Origin of the sequence: Nocardioides sp. (genome assembly GCF_036274455.1) — a bacterium.
Lineage (GTDB): Bacteria > Actinomycetota > Actinomycetes > Propionibacteriales > Nocardioidaceae > Nocardioides.
In genome coordinates this window covers 1-24,141 of record NZ_DASUFR010000098.1, presented here as the reverse complement: position 1 = coordinate 24,141, position 24,141 = coordinate 1, and the positions used below count along the sequence as shown (strand labels likewise).

Here is a 24,141-nt window from a genome sequence, read left to right as displayed (position 1 = left end):
GATCAGTCGCCTTCCCAGAACCGCCCGCCGGCGCGCGCCGGGTCGCGCTCGATGGTGGTCACCGGACGCCGCATCGTGACGTAGACCTTCTTGTAGCTGCCGTCCGCCTGGCGCTCCATGCGGGCGACCCTGAACTCGGTGTAGGTCGTCGTGTAGGCGTTGCGCGACCAGCGGCCGTTGTTCCAGAACGAGTTGAAGTTGGCCAGGTAGCGCTTGGCGTTGGCGGCGCCGCGAATCGTGAAGAAGACCTCGTCCTCGGCGGTGCCCAGGCTGGCCCAGTTGGAGGAGCCCGTCAGCACCATCTGGGTGTTCGGGTGGCCGTTGTAGGTGCCCTGGATCACGAAGTACTTCTGGTGCGTGTAGTAGTCCAGGATCACGTCGTCCTCACCGTCGTGGTTGAGGTCGAAGTCGTCGTCGGGGTGGTAGTCCAGCCCGGTGGACCGCAGTGGGATCCGGCCGCGCGACGTGGATGCGCCGAGGATCTGCTTGGTGTGGTAGCCGATCAGGCCGTAGCTGACGCGGAAGTCGCAACCCTCGGCCCACTTCTGCCGGATCGCCGAGGCGAGGTAGTTGCCGCGGGCGCCGCGCATCGTGTGCATCGAGAGGGCCAGGTGGGTGCGGGTGTAGCCACCCTTGCCGTTGGGCGTCAGGCACTGGATCTTGCCCAGCATCTGGAGGACCAGGTCGTCCTGCGGGGTGGACTTCTTCGGGAAGATCCACGTCGTGTACTTGTCGACCGAGTCGTCGCAGCCGGCGCCCTTCGGCGTCCCGCAGAACCGGATCGGCGGTTGCTTCTTGTTGTAGTCCTTCTTCATGTCCTTGAAGACGCCGATGAACTGGTCGAACAGCGCCTGGTTGCCGGACATGAAGTAGAGGTCGTTCCACTGGTGGTAGATCGCGTTGCGCGTCAGGTTGAACGAGCCGACGGCCAGGACGTCCTCGGACTTGCCGGCCCGGGTGAACGTGTAGAACTTCGAGTGCAGGTTGCGGTACTGGTCGGCGACGGTCCGGCACCCCTGCTTGCACTTGTAGATGAAGTTCTTGGCGAACCGGTTGGTGCCGAGCACCGCCCGCACCCGCTTCATGGCGTGGGTGTCCTGGTGGTCGTTGAGCAGCATCTGGACCTTCACGCCGCGCTTGTGCGCCGCGATCAGCGCATCCGCGACCCCCTCGCGGTCGAAGGAGTAGACCGCGATCCGGATCGTGTCGCCCTTGTGCGTGTGCCGGATGGTGTCGATGAGGCGACGCTCGAGCTTGAAGCGGTTGGCGTTGACGTGGGGGTTGTTGAAGAACGCGCCCTGGTAGGCCTTCCAGCGCTTCGGCTTGGGCTTCTTCTTCTCGGCCGTGCTCGCCGCGGTCGAGGCGGCGGTCGTCGCAGCAGCCGTGGCAGCGGTCGAGGATGTCGTCGTCGGCGCCGCGGCAGCCGCCACGGCCTGCGCGGACGGGGCCGTGCCCCACAGGGTCACGACCAGAGCGACGCAGACCGCGCTGGACCCGATCGTCGAGAGCTTCTTCACCGAACGCCTCTCCCAAAGCTCGGGTGTGTCTGCCGGACGAGGTCACACACCCTGTCTCATGCCGATGTCATGTCGGGCGGGTTGTCGCGGGCGATGCGACGAACGTCCGCGAGCATTTCCGCGACGAGTGTAGTGGCAGACTCCAGCAGAGCCGCATTCGACACGTTGTCGGGGTGCGGCCGCGGGGGCAGCTCCGGGGGGACCCGGAGGCTCTCCACGTCACCCACCACGTGGTAGCCGCGCCTCGAGATGATGCCCACGGCCCGGTCGGCGCGCTCGCGGCACTCGGCCACCTGGGCCTCGTCGGCACCCAGCCGCTCCCCCTCCTGACGGACCAAGTGGCCCTCGGCGAGGTAGCCGCGGATCCAGGTGCCGCGGTCGACCGGCTTCCGGAACGCGGTCAGGTGCGGGTTGATGCGCCGCAGCAGCTCGATCTGCACCACGCCAAGCGCCGGGTTGCTGGGCTCCTCGGGGGCGGCGTACCGGTCGGGGTCGAGGCCGAGTACGCCGGCGAAGTTGCGCCAGTGCTGGTCGCGAGGGGCCCCCGCAGGGGGCATCGGCAGCACGTGGACCCGCTCGGGAGGCACCTGCCGCGCCCAGCGGCGCAGGACCCCGGCCAGGTCCCAGGTGCGCCAACCGAACTCGCCCTGCCCGCCCAGCCGCTCCCCGCGCATCTGCGCCAGCGGCTTGGTGCCGCCGTTCTTGACGTACTCGGCCCAGCCCGCGGTGAGCATGCCGAGGGTGTCGCGCGCGGTGATGACCACGTGCACCTCGGCGGGCGCCAGCGACTCCACCAGGCGGCCGGCCTGACCGCGGCCGGCGCCGCACATGAACTCGTGGGTCAGGATCGCCGGTCCCTGGTGCCGGTTGACCGCCCTGACCAGCCGTGCCAGCGTGCCCGGCGCCTTGGGGTGACGCCGCTCGAGGTTCGGCCTCTCCTGGAGCTCGAGGGCCGCCCAGAGGTGCTCCCGGTGGCCGCGGCCGGGCAGCAGGTAGCCGTCGCCGGCGAGCTCGGTCTTGGCGTCCCAGAGCACGGACTGGAGGTAGGTCGTGCCGGTCTTGGGCAGACCGATGTGGAGGAAGACCTGCGACGCCATGTCGTGGAGATATCTAGACGCTCTGGCGGTACTTCTCGAGCAGCTCGGCGAGCTTCTCCTCGTCGCGGGCGGCCACGGGCAGCAGCAGCTCGGTGACGATGTCGGTCAGCTCGGCGAGCCGGATGTTGAGCGCCCGGCACTCCTGCACCTCGGCCTCGAGGCGGCGGACCCGGCGGCGCAGGTCGAGCGCTTCTCCCGCCCTCGTCGAGCGCATCCGCTCCACCAAACCAGACTTCTCAGCCATCCTCACGTCTCCATTCCACGACCACGCGGGCCACCTTCGAGGACTTCGGGGAGTCCGACACCCGGATGGTCTCGCGATGCACGATCGTCGCACCAGCCCGCTCGAGCTCGGCGACCAGCATCCGCGGCCGGCGCCGCTTCACGTGCAGCTCCTTGGCGTACCCGTCGTCGCCGAACCGGGCCAGGAACTCCAGGTACAGCCGGCCACCTCCCTGCCCGGACAGCGCCATCCGGGCCAGCCGCCACAGGTGCTGCCGGGCGTCCGGGCCGAGCGTGTCGACGACGTGCCGCGCCACGAGCAGCCGCGGCCCGGGTCGCCGGGCCAGCTCGGCTCCCGCCGGGAGCACGTCGCGCAGCTCGAGGAAGTTGCAGCGCCAGAACTCCGCGCCCGGCACGGCGCGGGCCTCCGCCTCGGCGTACGAGCGCGGCTGGAAGTCCAGTCCGACCGACGAGACGCCGCGGCCGGCCATCGCGAGCACGTCGGAGCCGCGCCCGCAGCCGAGGTCGACGTACGTCGCCGTGTCCGGTTCGCGCTCCGCGGCCCAGGCCACCAACGCCGAGGGCTCGGCGGGCAGTGGGGGCTGCTTGCGCGAGTAGACCCGGTCCCACTTGGCCCGGCCCACCCGGAGACCGCGGAACCAGCCGTTGAGCCGACGCACGGTGTAGGCCGGTGGCGCGAAGTGGAACGCCGGGTCGGGCACCCGCCACGACGGGCCGTACATCGCGGTCAGCAGGCGGTCGGTGTCGGCCGGCGCGGGGAAGGTGCGCCCCTCGAGCGTCGTGGTGCCGAGCGGGTAGATCCACGACTCCTCGAACGGGTCGCCGATCTCCCCCATCAGGTAGAGGTGCCCGTCCATCAGGAAACCGCCGAACACGTCGAGACCCCGGATCGTCCCGTCGGCCTCCTCGACGTCGACCTTGAAGGCGAGCGCGGAGTAGCGGGTGATCCGGTATCCGAGGGCCACGAGCTCGCGCTGGATCCGGAACGACTCGCGGATCGCGTCCACGGGATGGGTCTCGTGGCTCACGTAGCCGAGGTCGGCGTCGCTGTCGTTGCCGATCACCTTCCCGCCGCGGACGGCGCCCAGCAGGGTTCCGTAGGCGAGGAAGGCCTCGATGCCCACCTTGTGGAGCGCGGCGATGACCTCGTCGATCGCGTCGAGCATCGGCACGAGCTCGTCGCGGCTGCGGGTGTCGAAGGCGACGACGCGGCGCAGGTACTTGTCGAGGCTGATCGGCTGGCCGCGCCGGTTGACCACCTCGACCCGCCCGCGGCCGCTGCCGAAGGTGACCTCCCCGCGGAAGACCTCCTGGCCGGTCGCGGTCACGACCACCCGGACCTCGGTGGTGCCGTCGAGGAACTCGTGCAGCGTCTTGGGCCACGCGAACAGCCATCCCCGGCCGTCGCGGACCCCGTCGCGATGCAGCCAGAAGGACACGATCCGCCGGCCGTCGAAGAAGACGTCGAGGACCGCCTCACGCCGGGATCGCGCCCGGACGCCCTCGGCGTCGACGCTCGCGTTGCGCACCCGGCTCACGGCCCGCGACTCTAGTGGTTGGGCCGGCACCCAACCGATTTCGTGGTTGGTGCGTCTCCGTGATGAGGTGACCCCTCGACGACGACCTGTACGACGTTCCGACTGCATTGGGTGCGCATGTCTCTGGCTCGCAGAACGTCGGTCGCCGCTGTCGCGGTGACCGCCTGCACGATCCTCACCGTCCTGGTCCTCGCGACGACCCTCGTCGCGTCCGGGTCCGCAAGCGGCGCGGCGAAGCAGCGCGCACGCAAGGCCACGGACGCCCACTGGGTCTCGCAGAAGGGCCTGGCCAAGATCCAGCGGCAGGCCGCACACCGGGCCGCCCACAAGGGCGCGCGGTTCCGGTCCTACAGCCAGCGGATCCTGGGCGCACAGCCGGTGCTGTCCTACCGCGGGGCGGCCGACCCGACCGTGGCGCGGTACGCCGGTGGCTGGGTGGCCATCTCGACCGGGCCGGGCGCACCCCGGGCCATCGCACCGCAGCCGGGCGGACCGTGGCAGAACATCCCCTCGGCGCTGACCGTCCAGCCGACCTGGGCGATCAGCGGCCGCTACTGGGCCTCCGACCTGGTCGAGGTCAACGGCACGTGGCACCTCTACTTCTCGGCCGAGGTGGCCGGGCTGGGCATCGACGGCCGCTGCATCGGGGTGGCCACCGCCGCTGACCCGACCGGCGCGTTCATCCCCGACGAGCGGCCCCTGGTCTGTCCCAAGCAGGCCAACACGCCCGCGGCGTACGACCGGATCAAGCGGCGTCCCAAGGGCATGCCCCGCGCCGGCGTCATCGACCCCGACTACTTCCGGGACAAGGGCGGCCACCAGTACCTGCTCTACCGCACCCAGAGCACGCCGTCCTCGATCCGGATGGTGGAGCTGCCCGACAGCGGGCTGCCGCGGGGCAAGGCGCGCAGCACCGAGCTGGTGCGCCGCGGCGGTGTGATCGAGAACCCGACGATGCTGCGCCGGGGCCGGCAGTACGTCCTGCTCACCTCCGAGGGCGACTTCGGCGAGTGCAGCTACAAGACCACCTTCCGCCGGTCCTCCAAGCTGGGCGACTGGTCGCGGGCCAGGCGCCAGGTGCTGGTCGACAGCCGCAAGAGTGGGCTGTGCGGCCCCGGCGGTGCCGACCTCGGCCGCGGCGCCAATGGCGAGCCGATGCTGTGGTTCCACGCCTGGACCTGCCCCGAGCTGGGCGGCAACTGCCCGGGCGGCCACAACTACGACCGCGACAGGCTCTACGACGCCCGCCGGTCGCTGTTCGCGGGCGTGCTGCGCTTCACCAGCCGGCAGTCGCCGCGCATCAAGTCCTACGTCGCGCCGATCCTGCCGCCGCCCCCGCCGCCGACCCCGACGGCCACGCCGTCGACCACGCCGTCGACGACCGTCAGCCCGAAGCCCGGCCAGCAGAAGGCCGAGAAGCAGAAGCCGGCCGGCCGGGCACACTCTGCTCGGTGACCCTGGTGCTCGTCGGCGGCCGTGCGCAGCAGGCCCGCTCAGCGGTTACTGCGAGACGCGATCCGGTAGGCGCGCGGGACCACAACGGCAAGCGGGAGGAGCAGCTCAGTCGGAGCTGCTCGACGACGGCGAGCTGTCGTCCGACGGCGACGCCGAGCCCGAGGGATCGCCGGTGGGCTGGCCCTCCAGCGGCTCCTCGGGGATGTAGGCCTGGGTGTAGACGAACGGGTGGTCGCTGACCCGGCCGACGATCCCGTGGCTGGCGCTGACGAAGCCGGAGAACTGCATCCCCGAGCCGAAGATCCAGTCGACGTCCATGTGGTCGGGGGTGTTGCAGCCGCCGGAGTAGCTTCCGCCGTTCGCGGCCTCGAGGTCGGTGCCGCCCACGATGGGGCAGAACACCTCGGCGCGGTCGTTGTAGTCGCCGGTGAAGACCACCGGGGTGCCGTCGGCGCCGAGCTGGTTGGCCAGCCGGATCTCGATACCGATGGCCGCGCCGCGCCAGCGCGCGTTGTTGCCGTGGTTGGGGGTGCTCGCGGGGTTGTGGGTGTTGAAGAACCACACCTCGCGGCCCGACTCCTTGTTCTTCAGCTTGATCACGGGCCGGCGGATCATGTCGCCGTGGAAGTAGGGGATGGCGATGCTGTTGGCCTCGACCAGCTCCCAGGTGTCGGTGCGCCAGGCGATCGAGTCGCGGATCGAGCCGCGGTCGAGGGTCGGGCCGGGGTAGACGTCCCAGCGTGAGCCGGCCAGCGAGCGGAACCGGGCGTACTGCGGGTCCTCGAACTCCTGGAAGCCGATCACGTCGACGTCGGCCTGGTTGATCAGCGACCAGGCCATGCCCATCCGGGTCGGGCCGGAGGAGTAGCCGCGCTTGTTGCCGCCGATCTTGGCGGTGTGCGAGCTGCCGAGGACGTTGAAGGTCCCGACCCGGAAGGTCGTCTCGTCGGCAAGCCCGCGGCGCAGCCACGCCAGCGACCGCTTGAGCTTCTTGGCGTCCTTGACGTTCTGGGGCGGCACGTCGGTGACCACCTGGGTCGGTTCGGCCGACGGCGACGCCGCCTCCGACGACTCCCCGGCGCCGACGTCGGGCGAGGACGCCACCGCGCCCACGTCGGCCGCGGTCCCGCGGCCCCCGCCGTCGTCGCTGGGACCGATCCAGCCCGCGGCGCCGCTCACGAACAGGGCCATGAACGTCACGACGAGCGACGCGGTCGCGGCCACCTTGAGGTGACCCGGATGCCTGGATCGCGGCGCCGCGTGCTTCGACACGGATCCCTCCAGGTAGCTGTTCCGCGGCCACCCGAGACGGGTCCCGCACGACCGATTTTGGCTTGGACAGGGTACCCCGGCCCGTGGCGGCCAGTCCCGTTGTTGACGGTTCTGCCCCCGGCTCCGTTCCCTCGTTGCGGCCGTTCCCCCCGGTAGCGTGGCCGCGTGACCACCCCACGAACCTGCTCGGCGGAGGCGCTGCGCGCAGGTGGCTCACAGCTCCGCGGGGACCCCGGGGACGAAGCATGAGCACGGCCCCCTCCCGCGTGTACGCCGCCCGCCTGGTCGGCCTGCCGATCTTCGACCCCCAGGGGGACCAGGTCGGCAAGGTGCGCGACCTCGTCGTGGCCATCCGGTCCGAGGCGAGCCAGCCGCGGGTGCTGGGCATGGTTGCCGAGGTCTTCGGACGGCGGCGGATCTTCGTGCCGATGACCCGGGTCACCAACATCGACAGCGGGCAGGTCTACACCACCGGGCTGCTGAACATGCGCCGCTTCGAACAGCGCTCGACCGAGACGTTGGTGGTCGGCCAGCTCTTCGACCGGACGGTGACGATCAAGACCAGCGGCATCACCGGCACGATCTACGACGTCGCGATGGAGCAGGCCCGCAACCGCGACTGGGTGCTGAGCCGGATCGCGATCGCCGAGCCCGCCAAGGGGCTGCGCCGGCGTGGCCAGACCCACATCGCCGAGTGGGGCGAGGTCGAGGGCCTCACCCGCCGCGAGCCCACCCAGGCCGCCACCCAGCTGATCCACGCCCTCAACGAGCTGCGGCCGGCCGATGCGGCCAGCGTGATCCACGACCTGCCGCCGGAGCGGCGCACCGCGGTGGTGGCGGCGCTCACCGACGAGCGGCTGGCCGACGTGCTGGAGGAGCTGCCCGAGGAGGACCAGGTCGAGATCCTGGGGCTGCTCGAGGGCGAGCGGGCCGCCGACGTGCTCGAGGAGATGGACCCCGACGACGCGGCCGACCTGATCGCCGAGCTCCCGCCCGAGACCGCCGAGACCCTCCTCCAGCTGATGGAGCCGGAGGAGGCCGAGGACGTCAAGCGGCTGATGTCCTACGTCGAGAACACCGCCGGCGCGATGATGACCTCCGAGCCGGTGATCCTCGGCCCGGACGCGACGGTCGCCGATGCCCTGGCGCACGTCCGCAACCCCGACCTCACCCCGGCACTGGCCGCGCTGGTCTACGTGTGCCGGCCACCGCTGGAGACTCCGACCGGACGGTTCCTGGGCGTCGCGCACATCCAGCGGCTGCTCCGGGAGCCGCCGTCGTCCCTGGTGGCCGGCGCGCTCGACGAGTCGATGGAGAACCTCCGCCCGGAGGCCACGATCGACGAGGTCGCGGCCCACCTGGCGACGTACAACCTCGTCGCGGCCCCGGTGGTCGACGAGAACGGCCACCTGATCGGCGCGGTCACCGTCGATGACCTGCTCGACCACATGCTGCCGGAGAACTGGCGCGACCAGGCGGTGCGCAGTGGCTGAGTCGAACCGCCGGGCCCGGCTCGACACCCCCAGGGACGTCCGCCGCCAGCTGGTCCGGCGCCCCGCCCGCGACACCGACCGGTTCGGCATCTTCGCCGAGCAGTTCGCGCGGTTCATGGGCACCGCGACGTTCCTCTTCTACATGACGGTGTTCGTCGTCTTCTGGCTCGTCTGGAACATCGCGGCACCGAGGGACCTTCGGTTCGACGACTACCCCTTCATCTTCCTGACCCTGATGCTCTCGCTGCAGGCGTCGTACGCCGCCCCGCTGATCCTGCTGGCCCAGAACCGCCAGGAGTCGCGGGACCGGGTGGTGGCCGAGCAGGACCGGCAAGGCGACGCACGGGCGCATGCGGACATGGAGTTCCTGGCCCGCGAGATGGCTTCGCTGCGGATGGCGGTGGGCGAGGTCGCCACCCGCGACTACCTCCGCTCGGAGCTGCGCTCGCTGCTCACCGACCTGGAGGAGCGATCCGACCGGGCCGAGCGCTCCGAAGACCCTGACGACGCCGCCGCACGCTGACCGTGGGGACGGCCCGCCTACGCCGCCCGACTACGCTGGGAGCATCATGAGCACCCCCCTCCTGGAGCAGGTCCGCACGGCCCTCGGCACCGTCAACGACCCCGAGATCAAGCGGCCGATCACCGATCTCGGGATGGTGGAGTCGCTTGACGTCGACCCGGCCGGCGCCGTGCGCCTCACGGTCCTGCTCACGGTGGCCGGCTGCCCGCTCAAGGACACGATCAACCGTGACGTGAACGCCGCGGTCCGGGCCGTGCCCGGCGTGACGGACGTCGACCTCACGCTGGGCGTGATGACCGCCGAGCAGCGTGCCGGGCTCAAGGAGCTGCTTAGCGACGGCAAGGCGCAGCGCGACATCCCGTTCGCCCAGCCCGGGTCCCTGACCAAGGTCTACGCCGTCGCGTCCGGGAAGGGCGGGGTCGGCAAGTCGTCGGTGACGGTCAACCTCGCGCTGGCGATGGCCGGCCAGGGGCTCAAGGTCGGCGTGGTGGACGCCGACATCTACGGCCACTCGGTGCCGGCGATGCTCGGCGTCGCCGACACCCGGCCCACGCAGGTCGAGGACCTCATCATGCCGGTGCCGACCGAGTCGGGGGTCTCGGTGATCTCGATCGGGATGCTCAAGCCCCGCCGTGACCAGGTCGTCGCGTGGCGCGGACCGATGCTCGACCGGGCGCTGGTGCAGATGCTCTCCGACGTCTACTGGGGTGACCTCGACGTCCTCCTCCTCGACCTGCCGCCCGGCACCGGCGACGTCGCGATCTCGCTCGGCCAGCACCTGCCCAACGCCGAGGTCGTCGTCGTGACCACCCCGCAGGAGGCCGCGGCCGAGGTGGCCGAGCGCGCCGGGACGATGGCCTCGATGATGCACCAGCGGGTGGTCGGCGTGATCGAGAACATGTCCTACCTCCCCTGCCCGCACTGCGCCGCGTCGGGCGAGGAGCACCGGCTCGAGGTGTTCGGCGCCGGCGGAGGCGCCCGGGTGGCGCAGACGCTGTCGCGACGGTTCGGCTACGACGTCCCGGTTCTCGGCGAGGTGCCCCTGGACATGTCGCTGCGCGAGGGCGGAGACACGGGAGAGCCGATCGTGGGGTCCGACCCTGCCTCCCCCGCCGCCGCGGTCCTGCTCTCCATCGCCGGGGCGCTGGCCGGCCGCGGCCGCGGTCTGGCCGGGATGCAGCTCGGCCTCACCCCAGCCGGCCGGCTCTAGGCCCGCCCGTGTTCGGGGTCGGCCTGCCGGAGATCGCCGTCATCCTCCTGGTGGCGGTGCTGGTCTTCGGGCCCGACAAGCTGCCGGAGCTCGCCCGCCAGGCGGGCCAGCTGATGCGCAGGGCACGCCAGTTCGCCGACGCAGCCCGCGACGAGCTCCGGGAGGAGCTCGGCCCGGAGTACGCCGACCTCGAGCTGCGCGACCTCGACCCGCGCACGATCGTCCGCAAGCACATCATCGAGGCGATGAACGAGCCGGACGAGCCCCGGCCCAGGCGGCGGGGGCTCCGCCCGCTGACCGAGGGCGAGGTCCCGCCGTACGACGTGGAAGCGACCTGAGCGAGCGGCGGTCCGGTGGGTCGTCAGTCCTGGGCGCCGAGCGAGCGCCAGTAGTCGTTGAGCGCGCCGTTGGTCTTCACGAACCACACGATCAGCCCGACGAAGAAGAACCAGCCGAGCAGCAGCGCCCACAGCCCGGTGGCGGCGCTGACCGGGCGGGCCTGGCCGCGGCGCTCGTAGAGTCCGCCCACCTCGTTGGAGGTGAGGAACGGCATCACGATGCCGACGAAGATCGCCAGGATCAGGGCGACGCCACCGCCGATCCCGGCGCCGGAGTGCCGCTTCATCTCCTCGTGGGTCTTGTAGTACCAGTACCACGTGTAGAAGCCGAGCGTGACGATCGTGAGCAGGACGCAGGTGCCGGTGCTGCGGACCTGGCCGACCGGGCCGGTCGGCTGCACGCCGTAGGACAGGGGTGGCGGCGGTGGCGGGGCGGCGGGCGGTGGGGTCTCGGTCACGGGCAGGAGGGTAGCGTCAGGTCACCTGCTCGGGACTGCGCTCACCCTGACGGTTCAATGGCGTGTCGCGCCTGCACCGCGGCCAGCCGACCGAACGCCACGAGCACGACCCGCCCGGTCTCGCCGGTGGCGACCTCGAGGAAGTCGGCGCCGACCCGGCGCAGGGCTCCGTCGTGGCGGCCGCCGCTCGAGAGGTGGATCGAGCACGGCTCGGCGGAGTCGGCCACCCGGCGCAGCGCCGCGGCCAGCGAGAGCCCGGCGACCGCCGGCCACGCGAGCTCGGGGACCGCGCGGTCGGACGTGCCGTGCACCGCGGCCACGGCGTCGAACCGCACCACCCACTCCTGGCCAGGCCCTTCGAGGAGGCACCAGCCGTTCGCGACCCGGGCCAGCCTCCCGGAGACCGGCCCGACACCTGCGAGCTCCATGATGAGCTCGTGGTCGAGGCTGGCCATCAGCCGGGCGGCCAGCGTGACCGACCGGTACTCCGCGCGGCCGCGCTCGGCGATCTCCGGGCCGCGCTCGGCGTCGTACAGCGCCTCGGCGCGGCCCTCGAGGTCGTCGAGGTAGCCGAACAGCTCCTGCTCCCAGGACACCCGACGACCCTGCCACGCGATGCCGCCTTGTGGAGAGCGTCTTGACCTCCTGTTCAAACCGGCGTTGAGTGAGGCAAACAGACGCAAAAGCAAGGAAACTCTCGGGATGTACATCGTGGCGGCCAGCCGGCCGCGATGCCTGGTCGTGGCCTCGGGCCTCACCGCCGCCCTGTGGGGGGCGGCCGCGGTGCTGGTCCGGGCCATGGGCGACCCACCGGCCGAGCCCGGAGCATCGGACCGCGGGCTGACCCGGCTCTGCCTGGCTGCGCTGGTCGTGGCCGCGGCGTGGGCGTGGGCCCAGGGCATCGCCGCGGTCGCAGAGGCCTGGCGCGGCACCCGCCGCACCCCGCCGCGGGGTCTGCGCCGCCTCGTCCTGGCCGCCTGCGGTGTCGCCCTCGCCGGGTCCCTGGCTGCGCCCGCGCACGCCGCCCCGGACCGTCCCCGGCCGGAGCCGCTCTCCGGCCTGCCACTTCCCGAGCGCGCCCAGGGGCCGGCGCGTCCAGCCGAGCATCGGGTCGTCGTCCGGCCGGGCGACTCCCTGTGGGCGCTCGCCGAGCGTGACCTCGGCGGCGCCACGTCGGACCAGCGCGTGGACGACCGCTGGCAGGCGATCTACCACCGCAACCGCGGCGTCATCGGCCCCGATCCCGACCTCATCCACCCCGGCCAGGTCCTCGAGATCCCCCAGGAGCAGTCATGACGGTCACTCCCCTCCGTGTCCCGGTCGCCTCGGTCCAGGGCACGCTTGCGCTCGACCTCGGTCCGCGCCGCGAGCCTCCGGAGATTCCCGGCAGGGCCCCTGCCCACGGCCTGGCCGACGTCGTCCCGATCGACCCGCAGCACCGCGGCCGGCTCGAGCAGTGGGTCCACCGCTTCGTGCAGGCGACGGTCGAGATCGTCGCCGGCGACCGGCCGGTGAGCCAGCTGCTGAGATGGACCTCCGGCCCGGTCTACACCGACCTGCACCGGCGGGCGATCCTGGTGGGCCGCGCCGGCGGTCACCAGCCCGGCACCCACCGGGTCCAGCCCGTGCGGCCGCGCGTGGTCAGCGTCCATGCGAGCTTCGTCAGCCCCGCGGTCGCCGAGGCGAGCGCCCGGATCCGCTACGGCCCGAGGTCACGGGCGCTGGCGATGCGGTTCGAGAAGCGTGGCGATCGGTGGCTGTGCACCGCTCTCGAGTTCGCCTGACCTCACCCTGCGAGGAACGAGCAGGCTGACGGGTCAGGGGTCGAGCGAGCCCCACGGCCGAGCTTGCGAGAAGGTGACGGGCGGGTCGAGACACGCCACAGGGTCGGCACCCAACGCTAGGGCAGAGGCCTGACCCAGGTCGCCTCCCCACTGTCCAGCGCCAGCTCCCCGTCCGCCGCTGCCGCGGCCTCCGGGTCGTGCGTCGCCAGCACCACCACGGCACCGCGGTCGGCGGCAGAGCGCAGTGCGTGGAGCACCACCTCGCGGTTGCGGCCGTCGAGGTCGCTGGTCGGCTCGTCGGCCAGGAGCACGGACGCTTCGGCGGCCAGCGCCCGCGCCACCGCTACGCGCTGCTGCTGGCCACCCGACAGCTCCTCCACCAGGTGCCCGGACCACTCCTCGAGGCCGACCACCTCGAGTGCATCACGAGCCCGGCGGTCGGCCTCGGCCGGGGGCACACCGCCGTCGAGCAGCGGCACCACGATGTTCTCGTGGGCCGTGAGCACAGCGGCCAGGCCGTTGCCCTGCGGCACGACCGCGACGCCGCGAGCGGCCGCCTCGGGCCGGCGACCCACCGGGGCGCCGTCGACCACGACCGTTCCCCGGTCCGGCTCCAGCGCACCTGCCATCAGCCACAGCAGCGAGGTCTTGCCGGCTCCCGACGGCCCGGTGACCGCCAGCACCTGGCCCGCCGAGACCGTGAACGACACCGGGGCGACGGCGAGGAGCGAGCCGTACCTGATCTCGACAGCCTCCAACATCAGGACGCTCATGGGTCGGTCCCCTCGACGCGCAGGCGGTACTCCCCGTCGTCCTCGAGCTCGAGGCGGACGAGCGTGCCCGGCGGGAGCACCTCGAGTGCGTGCGCCGGCAGCGGGAGGAACCCGTCGGCGGTGACCACGGCGTACTCCTCGCCCGACCGGCCCTCGCCGCCGATCCGGCCGTCCCGGATCGTCACCGTGCGCGGCATCCAGCGGGCGACGTCGCGGTCGTGGGTCACCAGCACGACCGTGGTCCCGAGCTCGCGGTTGACCTTGGCCAGCGCGGCGAGGACCCGGTCACGAGCCTCGTGGTCGAGGGCGCTGGTCGGCTCGTCGGCCAGCAGCAGACCGGGCCCGATCGACAGGACGACGGCCAGGGCGACCAGCTGCAGCTGTCCGGGGGTCAGGTGCGACAGCGGCTCGTCACCGGCGTCGGCCAGCCCGACCATGCTCAGCAGGGTGGGCGCCGACGGCAGCCGCTCCGCGCCGTCCCCGTCGCGGGCCGCCTGCTGGGCGAACGCGATGTTCTGGTTGGGGGTCAGGAAGGGCAGCAGGTTGCGGCCCGCGCCCTGCAGCATCAGCGACACCTCGCGTGCGTGCAGGCCGTCGAGCTCGCTCTGGGTGGCGGTGGTCAGGTTGAGCTCGCCGACCAGGACGGTGCCGGCGGTCGGCCGGAAGAGCCCCGCTAGCAGCGAGAGCAGCGTGGACTTCCCAGCCCCGGACGGCCCCAGCAGCGCAATCATCTCGCCGGCGCGCACGGTCAGGTCGACGCCGGCGAGGGCAGCGACGTCGCGTCCTTCCCCGCGGTAGACGTGGACCAGACCGCGGGTGCGAACGGGCAGGCCGTGGGGGGCCGTGACGGCCGGCGCCAGGGTCAGCTCGGTCGTCACTACACCACCTCCCGGATCCGGGTCAGCGGGGCTCGCCGCGCGGTCCACCGGGCCGTGGCCACCGCGAGCGCCGACAGCACGGCCAGGGCGGCGACCGCTGCTACGGCCACTGCCGGCCACGGTGTCGCGAAGTCGGTCGTGTCGACGGCAGGAGGGTCGGTGAACTGGCGTACGCCGGGCAGCGTGAGCACCCCGGCGACGACTCCGCAGCCGGCGCCGACGACTCCGCCGACCAGCACGACCGGGAGCTGGCCGAGCAGCTCCATCCGGCGCAGCGACCGGCCCGGCAGCCCTGCCATCCGCAGCGCGGCCAGGTCGGTGGCCCGGGCCCGCCAGGTGGTGGCGGTGGCGACGATCATCACCAGCATCGCCACGAGTACCGCCGCACCGCCGACCAGCACCGAGAGCGCCAGGCTCCAGGCCGCCGGTGAGGCGTCGAGGTCGGCGCGGACCTCGCCGACTGTGGTCACGTCGTCCACGGCGACCCCGCGCTTCTGCAGCTCGGAGCGGACCACGTCGAGAGCGGCCCGGTCGTCGGACCACACCTCCACGTTGTCGGAGGAGATGTTGGTGTCACCGCGCCGCACCAGGCTCTCGGTGTCCACCACCCGCGAGCCGGGCGGGGATCCCGGCACCCGCGGGAGGGTGCCCACGACCTGCATGTCGACGGTGTCGTCGACGGCGGAGGCGCTGAAGATGCGGTCCTCGGGCGTCGTCACCAGCGCCGGGAGCGGCTCGGGCACCCAGGCGTTCAGCATGACCGGCGGCGTCGAGACCGACGTGCTGATGTTCATCGCAAGGTTGCCCGACGGGTCCGCGGCCGGGACCACCGAGCCCCCGGATCCCGTGGCGCGCCGCCACGACGTGGGCGGCCCGAAGGAGAACGGCGCACCGTCCACGGCGGGCTCCTGTACCACGAGGGTCCCCTGCAGCTGGCCACTGGGCGGCGCCGTGACGGAGATCCCCGCGACGATGCAGCCGTCGGCGCACGGAACCGCGGCCGTGAACGCGAGCGTGGCGTTTCCGGTCGGGAACTGGGACAGCTCGACCTGCTCGGTGGTGTCGTCGGGCTTCAGCAGCTGGAGGCCGATGCGCAGGTCGTCCTCCCGGTCGCGGGCCGGCCCGGTCAGGCTGAGCTGGTTGGCGACCAGCGTCCCGGTGATGGTGGTGCCGGTGAGCTGCAGCGGGTCCACGCGCGGAGCCGCGATGGCGGACCAGTCCACCGCATCCGGGCTGGACAGTGGGAAGTAGGCCACCTTGGGGAACGCCCTCGAGTCGACGGAGACCGTCGGTCCGACCCTGGTGGACGACGTGGTGGTGACGACCGGCGTCAGGTGCTCGCGGTCCGGGTCGGCCGCTGCGACGGCGGCGACCACGTCGGTCAGCGTCGAGGACCGTACGCCCAGCGCGTAGGGAGCGCCCAGCTGCTGCTCTGCGGCGTTCTGCCGGTTGTGCTGGCCGGTGACGAGGGCGTCGACGCAGAAGACGAACAGGGAGAGTGCGACGACCACCATGACGAGGACCCGGCGTGCGGCCGGGCGGCGGGCGGTGTTGGCGATGCCCGCGGCGGCCACCGCCCGGCCCGTGCGGAGCAACCGTCCCGAGACACCTCGCGTGACCGGCCCGAGCGCACGGCCGAGCAGCAGGCCGGCAGCCACGGCCAGCAGCGTGGGGGCCAGCGTGGCCAGCGGTCCCTCGAGCTTTCCGGTGGCGAGGGCCAGCACCGCGGTGAGCGAGAAGACGATCAGCGTCACCTCGGCGGCGCCGGCGGTCGCGCCCGTGCTGCGGGCCCGCACGCCCCGCAGCAGCGAGTCGACCGGCTCCACCACTGCTCGGCGTGCGGCCGCGAGGACCACCAGCACGGCCGCCACCCCGGATCCGAGGGCAGCGAGGAGGAAGCCGTTGGGCAGCTCGAGGGGCACATCGACGGGGAAGACGACCTCGGCCACCAGCGTCATCACCAGGGGGGCGACCAGGATGCCGATGGCGACCCCGCCGAGCGTCAGCGGGAGCAGCTCGGACAGGAGGTAACCGGCGGCACCACGCCGGCCCCGGCCACGCAGCCGGGCCAGGGCGAGCTCGGGGCGGCGGTCGTCGGTCGCGGCGACGAGCACCATCCACAGGACCACGGCGACGAGGACCAGGAGCTGGGCGACCAGCACGACGACAGTGGTCCGGCCCTGGTCGCTGCCGGTCGCGACACGGTCGGACAGTCCGGCGAGGTCGGAGACCATCTGGATCCGGGACTCACCCGGAAGCTCCAGCAGCTGCTGGTGCAGACCCTCGACGACCGGGCCGAGCCGGACCAGCTCGTCGACGCCGACCGCATCCTCGTCGAGACGCCACAGCACCGAGGTGCTCAGGACGTGGAACGACGGCTGCGGGAGCGTCGCGGGGTCGGTGACCCAGTCGTCGGTGCCGAGCCCGATGTCCTGGAGGTCGACCCCCGCGCGACCGGTGAGCGGCGCGTCCGGCCAGTCGTCGTCGTCGGAGGGCAGGGCATAGACCCCGACGATCTCCACCGTCCCGGTGTTGGCCTCCGGGTAGAGCGTCGGGTCCAGCCGCTCGGAGTACTTCACCCGGGTGCCCACCGTCCAGCCGTTCACCCGCACGTCCGCGCTGCTGACCATGACCTGCCCCGCCTCGGTCGAGCACGCGCCGGCGACGATCTTCAGCCGGGTGCAGGCGTCGTGCACGGCATAGAGGCGGGTGGCCAGCACGGTCGTCTCGTGGGGAACCTTGACGTCCACCGGTGCCGCCAGGGAGGCCTCAGGCGCGAGCACGTAAGGCTGGAGCGCGGCGGGCAGCTCTTCCTCGAGGTTCGTCGGGCTCTGGTTGGTGGCGGTGAGCCTGATCGCCTTCTGGTCCGCCGAGGCGCCTTTGAGCACCGACCCGGCCAGGGCCTGCTCCATCGACCGCTGATAGAGCGGGCCGAGGCACAGGCTGGTCGTGAGCAGCGCAGCCAGCGCGAGGATCGAGAGTGCCTGGAGACGGCGGTGGCGCACCCTGCTCCACACAGCCGACCCGCTCCTCCCCGTCCCAGAAAGTCCTCGGACGCTAACCGGCGATGGTCACGAGACGGACACGGATCGGTCTCCGGGTTGTTGCTGTTGCGCAGCGAAGCCCGCCGAGCACGGCCGCCCGCAGGCTACCCGCCGGCGGCGCGAGCGGTCAGCCCGGTGGGACCGCCCGGACGCCCGTGGCACATCTTGTACTTCTTCCCCGAGCCACAGGGGCACTGGGCGTTGCGCCCGACCTTGGCGAACGGGTCGTCCGCCGTGGTCACTGTGCTCCCGCGCACCTCGGCCTCGCCGGCCTCTGTCGGCGCGGAGTAGGAGAGGTTCTGCGGCTGACGGGCCTGCTGGAGCCCCTTGGCACGGATCTGCGGGCTGCGGACGAACGCCGCCGCCGGCGACTCGAGCTCCTCGTTGGGCTGCTCGGCCGGACCGGACTCGACCACCGGCTCGTCGGGCACGAAGTCGCCGATCACGCGGCGCATCGGCTCCTCGATCTCGAGCTCCTCGCCCCCAGACAAGTGATCAGCCTCCCCATCGCCGTCTTCGTCGACGGAGACCTCGAGGTTGAACAGGAAGCCGACCGACTCCTCCTTGATGCCGTCCATCATCACGGCGAACATGTCGAAGCCCTCGCGCTGGTATTCCACCAGCGGGTCGCGCTGGGAGTAGGCCCGCAGGTAGATGCCCTCGCGGAGGTAGTCCATCTCGTAGAGGTGCTCGCGCCACTTCCGGTCGAGGACCGAGAGCAGGACCCGCCGCTCGAGCTCGCGCATGACCTCCTCGCCGACCTCCTGCTCGCGGCGGTCGTAGGCGGCCTGGGCGTCGTGCTGGAGCACCTCGATGAGGTGGTCGCGGTCGATGTTGGCGACCCCGCCAGCCTCCTCCTCGAGGTGCCGGTGGTCGATCGAGACCGGCCAGATCTGCTTGAGGTCGGTCCAGAGCTGGTCGAGGTCCCACTCCTCGGCGAACTCCTGGGTCGCCCCCATGACCACACCCTCGACCACCTCGTCGATGAAGGTGCGGACCTGCTCCTCGACGTCGGCGCCCTCGAGCACCCGGCGGCGCTCGCCGTAGATCACCTTGCGCTGACGGTCCATGACGTCGTCGTACTTCAGGACGTTCTTGCGCGACTCGAAGTTCTGCGACTCGACCTGGCCCTGGGCGTTGGCGATCGCGTTGGTGACACGCTTGTTCTCGATCGGGACGTCGTCGGGGATCTTGAGGACCTGGAGGACCCTGTCGACCCAGTCAGACTTGAACAGCCTCATCAGCTCGTCCTGGAGCGAGAGGTAGAACCTCGACTCGCCCGGGTCGCCCTGGCGGCCGGAGCGGCCGCGCAGCTGGTTGTCGATGCGCCGCGACTCGTGCCGCTCGGTGCCGATCACGTAGAGGCCGCCCAGGGCCTTGACCTCGTCGTGGTCGCGGGCGACCTGCTCCTTGAGCTTCTCGAGCGTGGCCGGCCAGGCCGCTTCGTAGTCCTCGGGCGTCTCGACGGGGTCGAGGCCGCGCTCGCGCAGCTCCTGGTCGGCCAGGAACTCCACCGAGCCGCCCAGCATGATGTCGGTGCCTCGGCCGGCCATGTTGGTCGCGACGGTGACCGCGCCCTTGTGGCCGGCCACCGCGACGACCTTCGCCTCGTCGGCGTGGTACTTCGCGTTGAGCACCGTGTGCGGGACGCCGGTCTTCTTCAGCAGCTGGGAGAGGTGCTCGGACTTCTCGACCGACACTGTGCCGACCAGGACCGGCTGCCCGGTGTCGTGCCGGGCGCGGATGTCCTCGACCACGGCGGCGTACTTGGCTTCCTCGGTGCGGTAGACCAGGTCGGGCTGGTCCTTGCGGATCATCGGCTTGTTGGTCGGGATCGGCACCACGCCGAGCTTGTAGATCTTGTCGAACTCCGAGGCCTCGGTCATCGCCGTGCCGGTCATCCCGGAGAGCTTGTCGTACATGCGGAAGTAGTTCTGCAGCGTGACGGTGGCGAGCGTCTGGTACTCCTCGCGGACCTCCACGCCCTCCTTGGCCTCGATCGCCTGGTGCAGGCCGTCGTTGTAGCGGCGGCCGGCCAGCATGCGGCCGGTGTGCTCATCGACGATGAGCACCTCGCCCTGCATGACGACGTACTCCTTGTCGTTGTGGAAGAGCTCCTTGGCCTTGATCGAGTTGTTGAGGAAGGAGATGAGCGGGGTGTTGACCGACTCGTAGAGGTTCTCGATGCCGAGGTGGTCCTCGACCTTGGTGATGCCCGGCTCGAGAACCGAGATGGTCCGCTTCTTCTCGTCGACCTCGTAGTCGACGTCACGCTCGAGCCGCCTCGCGATCTTGGCGAACTCGTCGTACCACTTCACCTCGTCCTGGGTGGGGCCGCTGATGATCAGCGGGGTCCGGGCCTCGTCGATGAGGATCGAGTCGACCTCGTCGACGACGGCGAAGTTGTGGCCGCGCTGGACGCACTCCTCGATGGAGCCGGCCATGTTGTCGCGGAGGTAGTCGAAGCCCAGCTCGTTGTTGGTGCCGTAGGTGATGTCGCAGGCGTAGGCCTCGCGCCGCTCGTCGGGGCGCATCTCGGGGAGGATCACGCCCGTGGTCAGGCCGAGGAAGTGGTAGATGCGGCCCATCCACTCGGCGTGGTACTTGGCCAGGTAGTCGTTGACGGTGACGACGTGGACCCCGTCGCCACTGAGCGCGTTGAGGTACGCCGGCAGCGTCGCCACCAGCGTCTTGCCCTCACCGGTCTTCATCTCGGCGATGTTGCCGAGGTGGAGCGCGGCGCCGCCCATGACCTGCACGTCGAAGTGGCGCTGGCCGATGACCCGCTTGGCGGCCTCACGCATCGTGGCAAACGCCTCGGGCATCAGATCGTCGAGGCTCTCACCCTTGGCGTAGCGGGCCTTGAGCTCCGGGGTCATGGCCTGGAGCTCGGCGTCGCTCATCGCCACGAAGTCGTCCTCGATGGCGCTGACGGCCCGCGAGATCGCCTCGAGCTGGCGCAGGATCTTGCCCTCGCCGATGCGGAGGATCTTGTCGAGAATGACAGGCACGGTGCGATGGCTCCTGGGTCGGCTGCGGTGGGCTGGGGCGGGCTGGGGCGGGCGCGGACAGCGCGCAGCGCGTCCGAGCGCCGTCATTCATCGTAACGGCCGAGCGGTCGGGACCGTTCCTCGACGGCGAAGGCAGCTCCCGCTTTCATGTGAATTGGTGTTGACATCAATGACTAATTGGTGTGAACTCTCGCTGACATGAAAAGCACGCGCACCTACACGATGACTGCCCGGGCCGAGGCCGCGGAGCGGACCCGGGTCGGCATCCTCGAAGCGGCGGTCCGCCTGGCCGGCACCCGGAGGCTCGCCGACATCTCCCTGGACGACATCGCCGTCGACGCGGGGGTCAGCGTGCAGACCGTGCTGCGCCGGTTCGGAAGCCGCGCCGGGCTGATCGAGGCCGCGACCCTCCACGCCATCGAGGAGGTCCACGAGGAACGGCTGGCGCCGGTCGGCGACGTCGCTGCCGCCGTCGACGTCGTCGTCGACCACTACGAGCTGCGTGGTGACGGCGTCATCCTGCTGCTCGCGCAGGAGTCGGCCGACCCCCAGGTCCGGCGGATCACCGACAACGGCCGCCGGCTGCACCGCGAGTGGGTCGAGACGGTCTTCGCGCCGTACCTCCCCGACTCCCACGCCCTGCGCACCCGCCTGGTCGACCTCCTGGCGGTAGCCACTGACGTCTACACCTGGAAGCAGCTTCGTCGCGACCGTGGCCTCGACCGCATCACCACCACCCAGCGGATCCACGACCTCGTGGCCGCGCTCATCCCGCAGGAGTGACCGTGTCCGACATCCTCTTCGTCACCTGGGACGGCGGCGGCAACGTGCCGCCCGCGCTCGGGATCGCCCGTGAGCTGCAGGCCCGCGGCCACTCGGTCCGTTTCCTGGGCCACGCGGGACAGGCCTCCGCGCTGACCGCGGCCGGGTTCGAGGTCGAGCCCACCGTCCACGCGCGCCGGTTCGAGATCCTCTCCGGCTACACCCCACTCGCCATGCTCGGCGTCTTCGCCGACCGCGGGATGGGCCAGGACATGCTGGCCGCGCTGCGCCGGCGGCCGGCCGACCTCGTGGTGGTCGACTCGCTCATGTTCGGGGCGATGCGCGCGGCCGCCGACGCCGAGGTGCCGTTCGTCGTCCTCGAGCACTCCTACGCCTCGGCGTACCAGAAGGGGGTCCTGGGCGGGCCGATGGGGCTGAACCTGTGGCTACGCCGGCTCCGTCCGCGCCAGGCCCTCGACCGCGCCGCTGCCCGGCTGCTCACGACGATCCCCAGCCTCGACCCGGTGGCCTCTCCCCCGCCCAACCAGCGCCGGATCGGTCCGGTCGTCGACGTCGAGGCCCGCCAGGAGACGTCGCGTCCGATGGTGCTCGTCAGCCTGAGCACTGTCGCGTTCGCACGGATGCGCCCGAGCCTGCAGGCGATCCTCGACGCCACCCGTGACCTCGACGCGGACGTCGTGGCGACCACCGGTCCGGCCATCGACCCCGCCGAGCTGGTCGCACCGCCGGGCGTGGAGCTCAGGCGGTTCGTCCCCCACGTCGAGCTGATGCCGCGCGCGTCGCTGCTGGTCGGGCACGGCGGCCACGGCACCACGATGCAGGCGCTCGCGCACGACCTGCCGGTCGCGGTGATGCCCATGGATCGGCTCACCGACCAGCCGTACGTCGGCAGGAGCCTCGTCGCCGCCGGTGCCGGACGGATGCTGCGCAAGGGCGCCGCCGCGGACCGGATCGCCCCGGAGCTCGCCGCGCTGCTGGCCGACGGCCCGCACCGGGCGGCCGCCGCCCGGCTCGGTGCGGAGGTGCGCAGCCTGCCGGGGGCCACCCTCGGGGCCGATGCCGTCGAGGAGCTGCTCAGGGACGGAGCATCGGTGCGAGATCCCCGCGCGGCTCGACAGTGATGTCGTCGAGCCCGAGCCAGCCGGCCAGCTGACGCAGCTCCTCCGACAGCTCCTCGGTGGTGTCCTCGGGGGCGCCGTCCTCGGCCCAGGCGGCCTTCACGAGCAGCCGGCCCTCCTTGCGGTCGGCCTTGAGGTCGACCCGGCCGACGATCTCGTCACGGAGGAGGAACGGGAGCACGTAGTAGCCGTACTGGCGCTTGTCGGCCGGGGTGTAGATCTCGATCCGGTAGTGGAAGTCGAAGAGGTGCTCGGTGCGCTCGCGCAGCCAGACCACGGGGTCGAACGGGCTGAGGAACGCCCGTGCGTCCACCTTGCGAGGCCGGCGGGCCTCCCGGTGGAGGTAGGCCGGCCGCCGCCAGCCCTCGATCCGCACCGGAAGCAGCTCGCCCTCCTCGACCAGCTCCTCGATCGCGGTCTGGGCCGCCGGCACCCCCGCTCCGGGCTGCTGGCGCAACCGGTAGTAGTCGGCCAGGCACAGCGCCGTGGCCACGCCGCAGGACCGCGCCGCCCGGCGGACCAGCTCCTTGGTCGCCTCCTGCGGCGTGGGCGTCGGCAGTGCCAGCACCGCAGCGGGCAGGACGCGCTCGGGCAGGTCGTAGACGACCTCGAACTGGCTGTTGCGCCCGGCGATGGCCAGCTCACCGACCATGTAGAGGAAGTCGAGAGCCTTGCGGGCCTCCGACCAGTTCCAGCCCCAGTTGGTCTTGTCGCGGGGAGTCCCGTCGTCGAGCTCGCGCGCGGTGCTCGGCCCGCGGGCCGAGATCTCGGCCAGCAGCCGGGCGGTGAGGTCGTCGTCGACGGCCTTCCACCACTTGCCGCGCTGGGCACGGTAGGACGCCATCCGGTGCTGCATGACGGGCCAGAGCTCGACCGGCATCAGCGCCTGGACGTGCGCCCAGTACTCGACGAGCCGCCGCGGCCTCTTCTCCGCCGCCCGGGTCAGCAGCGTGGAGTCGTAGGGGCCCATCCGCGAGAACAACGGCATGTAGTGCGCCCGCTGCAAGACGTTGACCGAGTCGACCTGGAGGACGCCCGTGCGCTCCAGCGTGCGCCGGAAGGTCCGCATCGTCGGCTTGGTGTGCCGGGGGTCGAGGAACCCTTGGGCGGCGAGCGCGATCCGGCGAGCCTGGGCGCGCGAGAGCGTGTCCGTCACGCGCCGAACTCAACCACGCGGCGCCGACGGCTGGTGCGGGTGCCGTTCTGGTGCCCGCGACCACCAGCAGGGCTTGGGGTTCTGTGGCGACTCTTGTGACGCATCCGTGGGTGGGCGGCCGCGCGCGTAGCACGCCGCAAATCCGCCGGACCCGGCTTTGCCGAAGATCTCCGGCACCAGGTGCCGATCTCCCTCCGCAAACCCACCGACCGGTGCTGGTGGTGCCCGCGCATTGCAACGGCGCGGCGAAGCCCGCCGTTGTGCGCCCCGTATCACCGCGCGAAGCGGAGCCGGTTGCAGGGGTCACCGGATATCCGGTGACCCCTGCGCTTCTGTAGCGAGATCTCGGCACAGAAGCGGATGGGTCGCTACAGAACCCACGGCCCTGCTCGTGCCTCGTGGTGTCGGGGGAGTACCGGTAGTAACGGACGTTCTGGACCAATGTCGCCA

General features: G+C 71.6%; 21 protein-coding genes. 9 read left to right on the top strand and 12 right to left on the bottom strand.

Annotated features, from left to right (window positions below; translation table 11 throughout):
* Window positions 1-2: 2 nt before the first annotated feature.
* Genes VFV89_RS09705 through VFV89_RS09690 form a run of 4 tightly spaced genes read right to left on the bottom strand, consistent with a single transcriptional unit; the run spans window position 3 to window position 4,395 of the window.
* On the bottom strand, window positions 3-1,517 hold the full coding sequence (locus VFV89_RS09705; RefSeq protein ID WP_329705728.1) for a phospholipase D-like domain-containing protein: 1,515 nt from the start codon (window positions 1,515-1,517) through the stop codon (window positions 3-5).
* Window positions 1,518-1,573: 56 nt separating this feature from the next.
* Window positions 1,574-2,614, bottom strand: coding sequence for a hypothetical protein (locus VFV89_RS09700; RefSeq protein ID WP_329705727.1), 1,041 nt, complete (start codon window positions 2,612-2,614; stop codon window positions 1,574-1,576).
* 13 nt (window positions 2,615-2,627) lie between these two features.
* Window positions 2,628-2,858: a DUF6752 domain-containing protein gene (locus VFV89_RS09695; RefSeq protein ID WP_329705726.1), complete on the bottom strand. Its 231-nt coding sequence runs from the start codon at window positions 2,856-2,858 to the stop codon at window positions 2,628-2,630.
* Window positions 2,851-4,395 (bottom strand): hypothetical protein, encoded by a 1,545-nt coding sequence (locus VFV89_RS09690; protein WP_329705725.1) that lies wholly within the window; start codon window positions 4,393-4,395, stop codon window positions 2,851-2,853. The genes VFV89_RS09695 and VFV89_RS09690 overlap by 8 nt, the downstream gene beginning before the upstream one ends.
* Before the next feature lie 156 nt (window positions 4,396-4,551).
* On the opposite strand from VFV89_RS09690, the gene VFV89_RS09685 reads away from it, so the two are divergent.
* Window positions 4,552-5,850: a family 43 glycosylhydrolase gene (locus VFV89_RS09685; protein ID WP_329705724.1), complete on the top strand. Its 1,299-nt coding sequence runs from the start codon at window positions 4,552-4,554 to the stop codon at window positions 5,848-5,850.
* A gap of 105 nt (window positions 5,851-5,955) precedes the next feature.
* Here the strand turns inward: VFV89_RS09685 and VFV89_RS09680 are convergent, their stop codons facing one another.
* Entirely contained in the window at window positions 5,956-7,122 is a 1,167-nt protein-coding gene (locus VFV89_RS09680; protein WP_329705723.1) for an endonuclease/exonuclease/phosphatase family protein, read from the bottom strand.
* A gap of 245 nt (window positions 7,123-7,367) precedes the next feature.
* Here VFV89_RS09680 and VFV89_RS09675 point away from each other — a divergent pair, with 245 nt between their 5' ends.
* The 4 genes from VFV89_RS09675 to VFV89_RS09660 are packed head-to-tail and all read left to right on the top strand — an operon-like array spanning window position 7,368 to window position 10,686.
* Window positions 7,368-8,615: a magnesium transporter MgtE N-terminal domain-containing protein gene (locus VFV89_RS09675; RefSeq protein WP_329705722.1), complete on the top strand. Its 1,248-nt coding sequence runs from the start codon at window positions 7,368-7,370 to the stop codon at window positions 8,613-8,615.
* Window positions 8,608-9,138 carry a DUF1003 domain-containing protein gene (locus tag VFV89_RS09670; protein WP_329705721.1) on the top strand — a complete coding sequence of 177 codons (531 nt, stop codon included), beginning with the start codon at window positions 8,608-8,610 and terminating at the stop codon, window positions 9,136-9,138. Before VFV89_RS09675 ends, VFV89_RS09670 begins: the two co-directional genes overlap by 8 nt.
* Window positions 9,139-9,184: 46 nt before the next feature.
* Window positions 9,185-10,348 (top strand): Mrp/NBP35 family ATP-binding protein, encoded by a 1,164-nt coding sequence (locus VFV89_RS09665; protein WP_329705720.1) that lies wholly within the window; start codon window positions 9,185-9,187, stop codon window positions 10,346-10,348.
* 8 nt (window positions 10,349-10,356) lie between these two features.
* Window positions 10,357-10,686 carry a sec-independent translocase gene (locus VFV89_RS09660; RefSeq protein ID WP_329705719.1) on the top strand — a complete coding sequence of 110 codons (330 nt, stop codon included), beginning with the start codon at window positions 10,357-10,359 and terminating at the stop codon, window positions 10,684-10,686.
* 23 nt (window positions 10,687-10,709) lie between these two features.
* Here the strand turns inward: VFV89_RS09660 and VFV89_RS09655 are convergent, their stop codons facing one another.
* Together VFV89_RS09655 and VFV89_RS09650 are read right to left on the bottom strand one after the other, a co-directional pair.
* A complete protein-coding gene (locus tag VFV89_RS09655; RefSeq protein WP_329705718.1) occupies window positions 10,710-11,144 on the bottom strand; it encodes a DUF4234 domain-containing protein in 435 nt (144 codons plus the stop codon).
* 41 nt (window positions 11,145-11,185) lie between these two features.
* The gene (locus tag VFV89_RS09650) at window positions 11,186-11,740 is read right to left on the bottom strand and encodes a hypothetical protein (protein ID WP_329705717.1); all 555 of its coding nucleotides are present in this window, start codon (window positions 11,738-11,740) and stop codon (window positions 11,186-11,188) included.
* A gap of 106 nt (window positions 11,741-11,846) precedes the next feature.
* Between VFV89_RS09650 and VFV89_RS09645 the strand changes: the two genes are divergently transcribed.
* Both VFV89_RS09645 and VFV89_RS09640 read left to right on the top strand, forming a co-directional pair.
* The gene (locus VFV89_RS09645) at window positions 11,847-12,440 is read left to right on the top strand and encodes a LysM peptidoglycan-binding domain-containing protein (RefSeq protein ID WP_329705716.1); all 594 of its coding nucleotides are present in this window, start codon (window positions 11,847-11,849) and stop codon (window positions 12,438-12,440) included.
* Entirely contained in the window at window positions 12,437-12,928 is a 492-nt protein-coding gene (locus VFV89_RS09640; RefSeq protein ID WP_329705715.1) for an Rv3235 family protein, read from the top strand. Before VFV89_RS09645 ends, VFV89_RS09640 begins: the two co-directional genes overlap by 4 nt.
* A 116-nt stretch (window positions 12,929-13,044) precedes the next feature.
* Here the strand turns inward: VFV89_RS09640 and VFV89_RS09635 are convergent, their stop codons facing one another.
* From VFV89_RS09635 to secA, 4 genes are all read right to left on the bottom strand, one after another.
* Complete coding sequence (locus VFV89_RS09635) at window positions 13,045-13,701, bottom strand: ATP-binding cassette domain-containing protein (RefSeq protein WP_329705714.1); 657 nt, start codon at window positions 13,699-13,701, stop codon at window positions 13,045-13,047.
* Complete coding sequence (locus VFV89_RS09630; RefSeq protein ID WP_329705713.1) at window positions 13,698-14,579, bottom strand: ABC transporter ATP-binding protein; 882 nt, start codon at window positions 14,577-14,579, stop codon at window positions 13,698-13,700. Before VFV89_RS09630 ends, VFV89_RS09635 begins: the two co-directional genes overlap by 4 nt.
* On the bottom strand, window positions 14,579-17,584 hold the full coding sequence (locus tag VFV89_RS09625; RefSeq protein ID WP_329705712.1) for an FtsX-like permease family protein: 3,006 nt from the start codon (window positions 17,582-17,584) through the stop codon (window positions 14,579-14,581). Before VFV89_RS09625 ends, VFV89_RS09630 begins: the two co-directional genes overlap by 1 nt.
* A 143-nt stretch (window positions 17,585-17,727) precedes the next feature.
* Window positions 17,728-20,634 carry a preprotein translocase subunit SecA gene (secA, locus tag VFV89_RS09620; protein WP_329705711.1) on the bottom strand — a complete coding sequence of 969 codons (2,907 nt, stop codon included), beginning with the start codon at window positions 20,632-20,634 and terminating at the stop codon, window positions 17,728-17,730.
* Window positions 20,635-20,832: 198 nt separating this feature from the next.
* Between secA and VFV89_RS09615 the strand changes: the two genes are divergently transcribed.
* Window positions 20,833-21,417, top strand: coding sequence for a helix-turn-helix domain-containing protein (locus tag VFV89_RS09615; RefSeq protein ID WP_329705710.1), 585 nt, complete (start codon window positions 20,833-20,835; stop codon window positions 21,415-21,417).
* 2 nt (window positions 21,418-21,419) lie between these two features.
* Window positions 21,420-22,538, top strand: coding sequence for a nucleotide disphospho-sugar-binding domain-containing protein (locus VFV89_RS09610; RefSeq protein ID WP_329705709.1), 1,119 nt, complete (start codon window positions 21,420-21,422; stop codon window positions 22,536-22,538).
* Here VFV89_RS09610 and VFV89_RS09605 read toward each other — a convergent pair.
* Window positions 22,492-23,691, bottom strand: a complete 1,200-nt coding sequence (locus tag VFV89_RS09605) for a winged helix-turn-helix domain-containing protein (RefSeq protein WP_329705708.1) — start codon at window positions 23,689-23,691, stop codon at window positions 22,492-22,494. The two genes, VFV89_RS09610 and VFV89_RS09605, sit on opposite strands and share 47 nt — an antisense overlap.
* Between the last annotated feature and the right edge of the window lie 450 nt (window positions 23,692-24,141).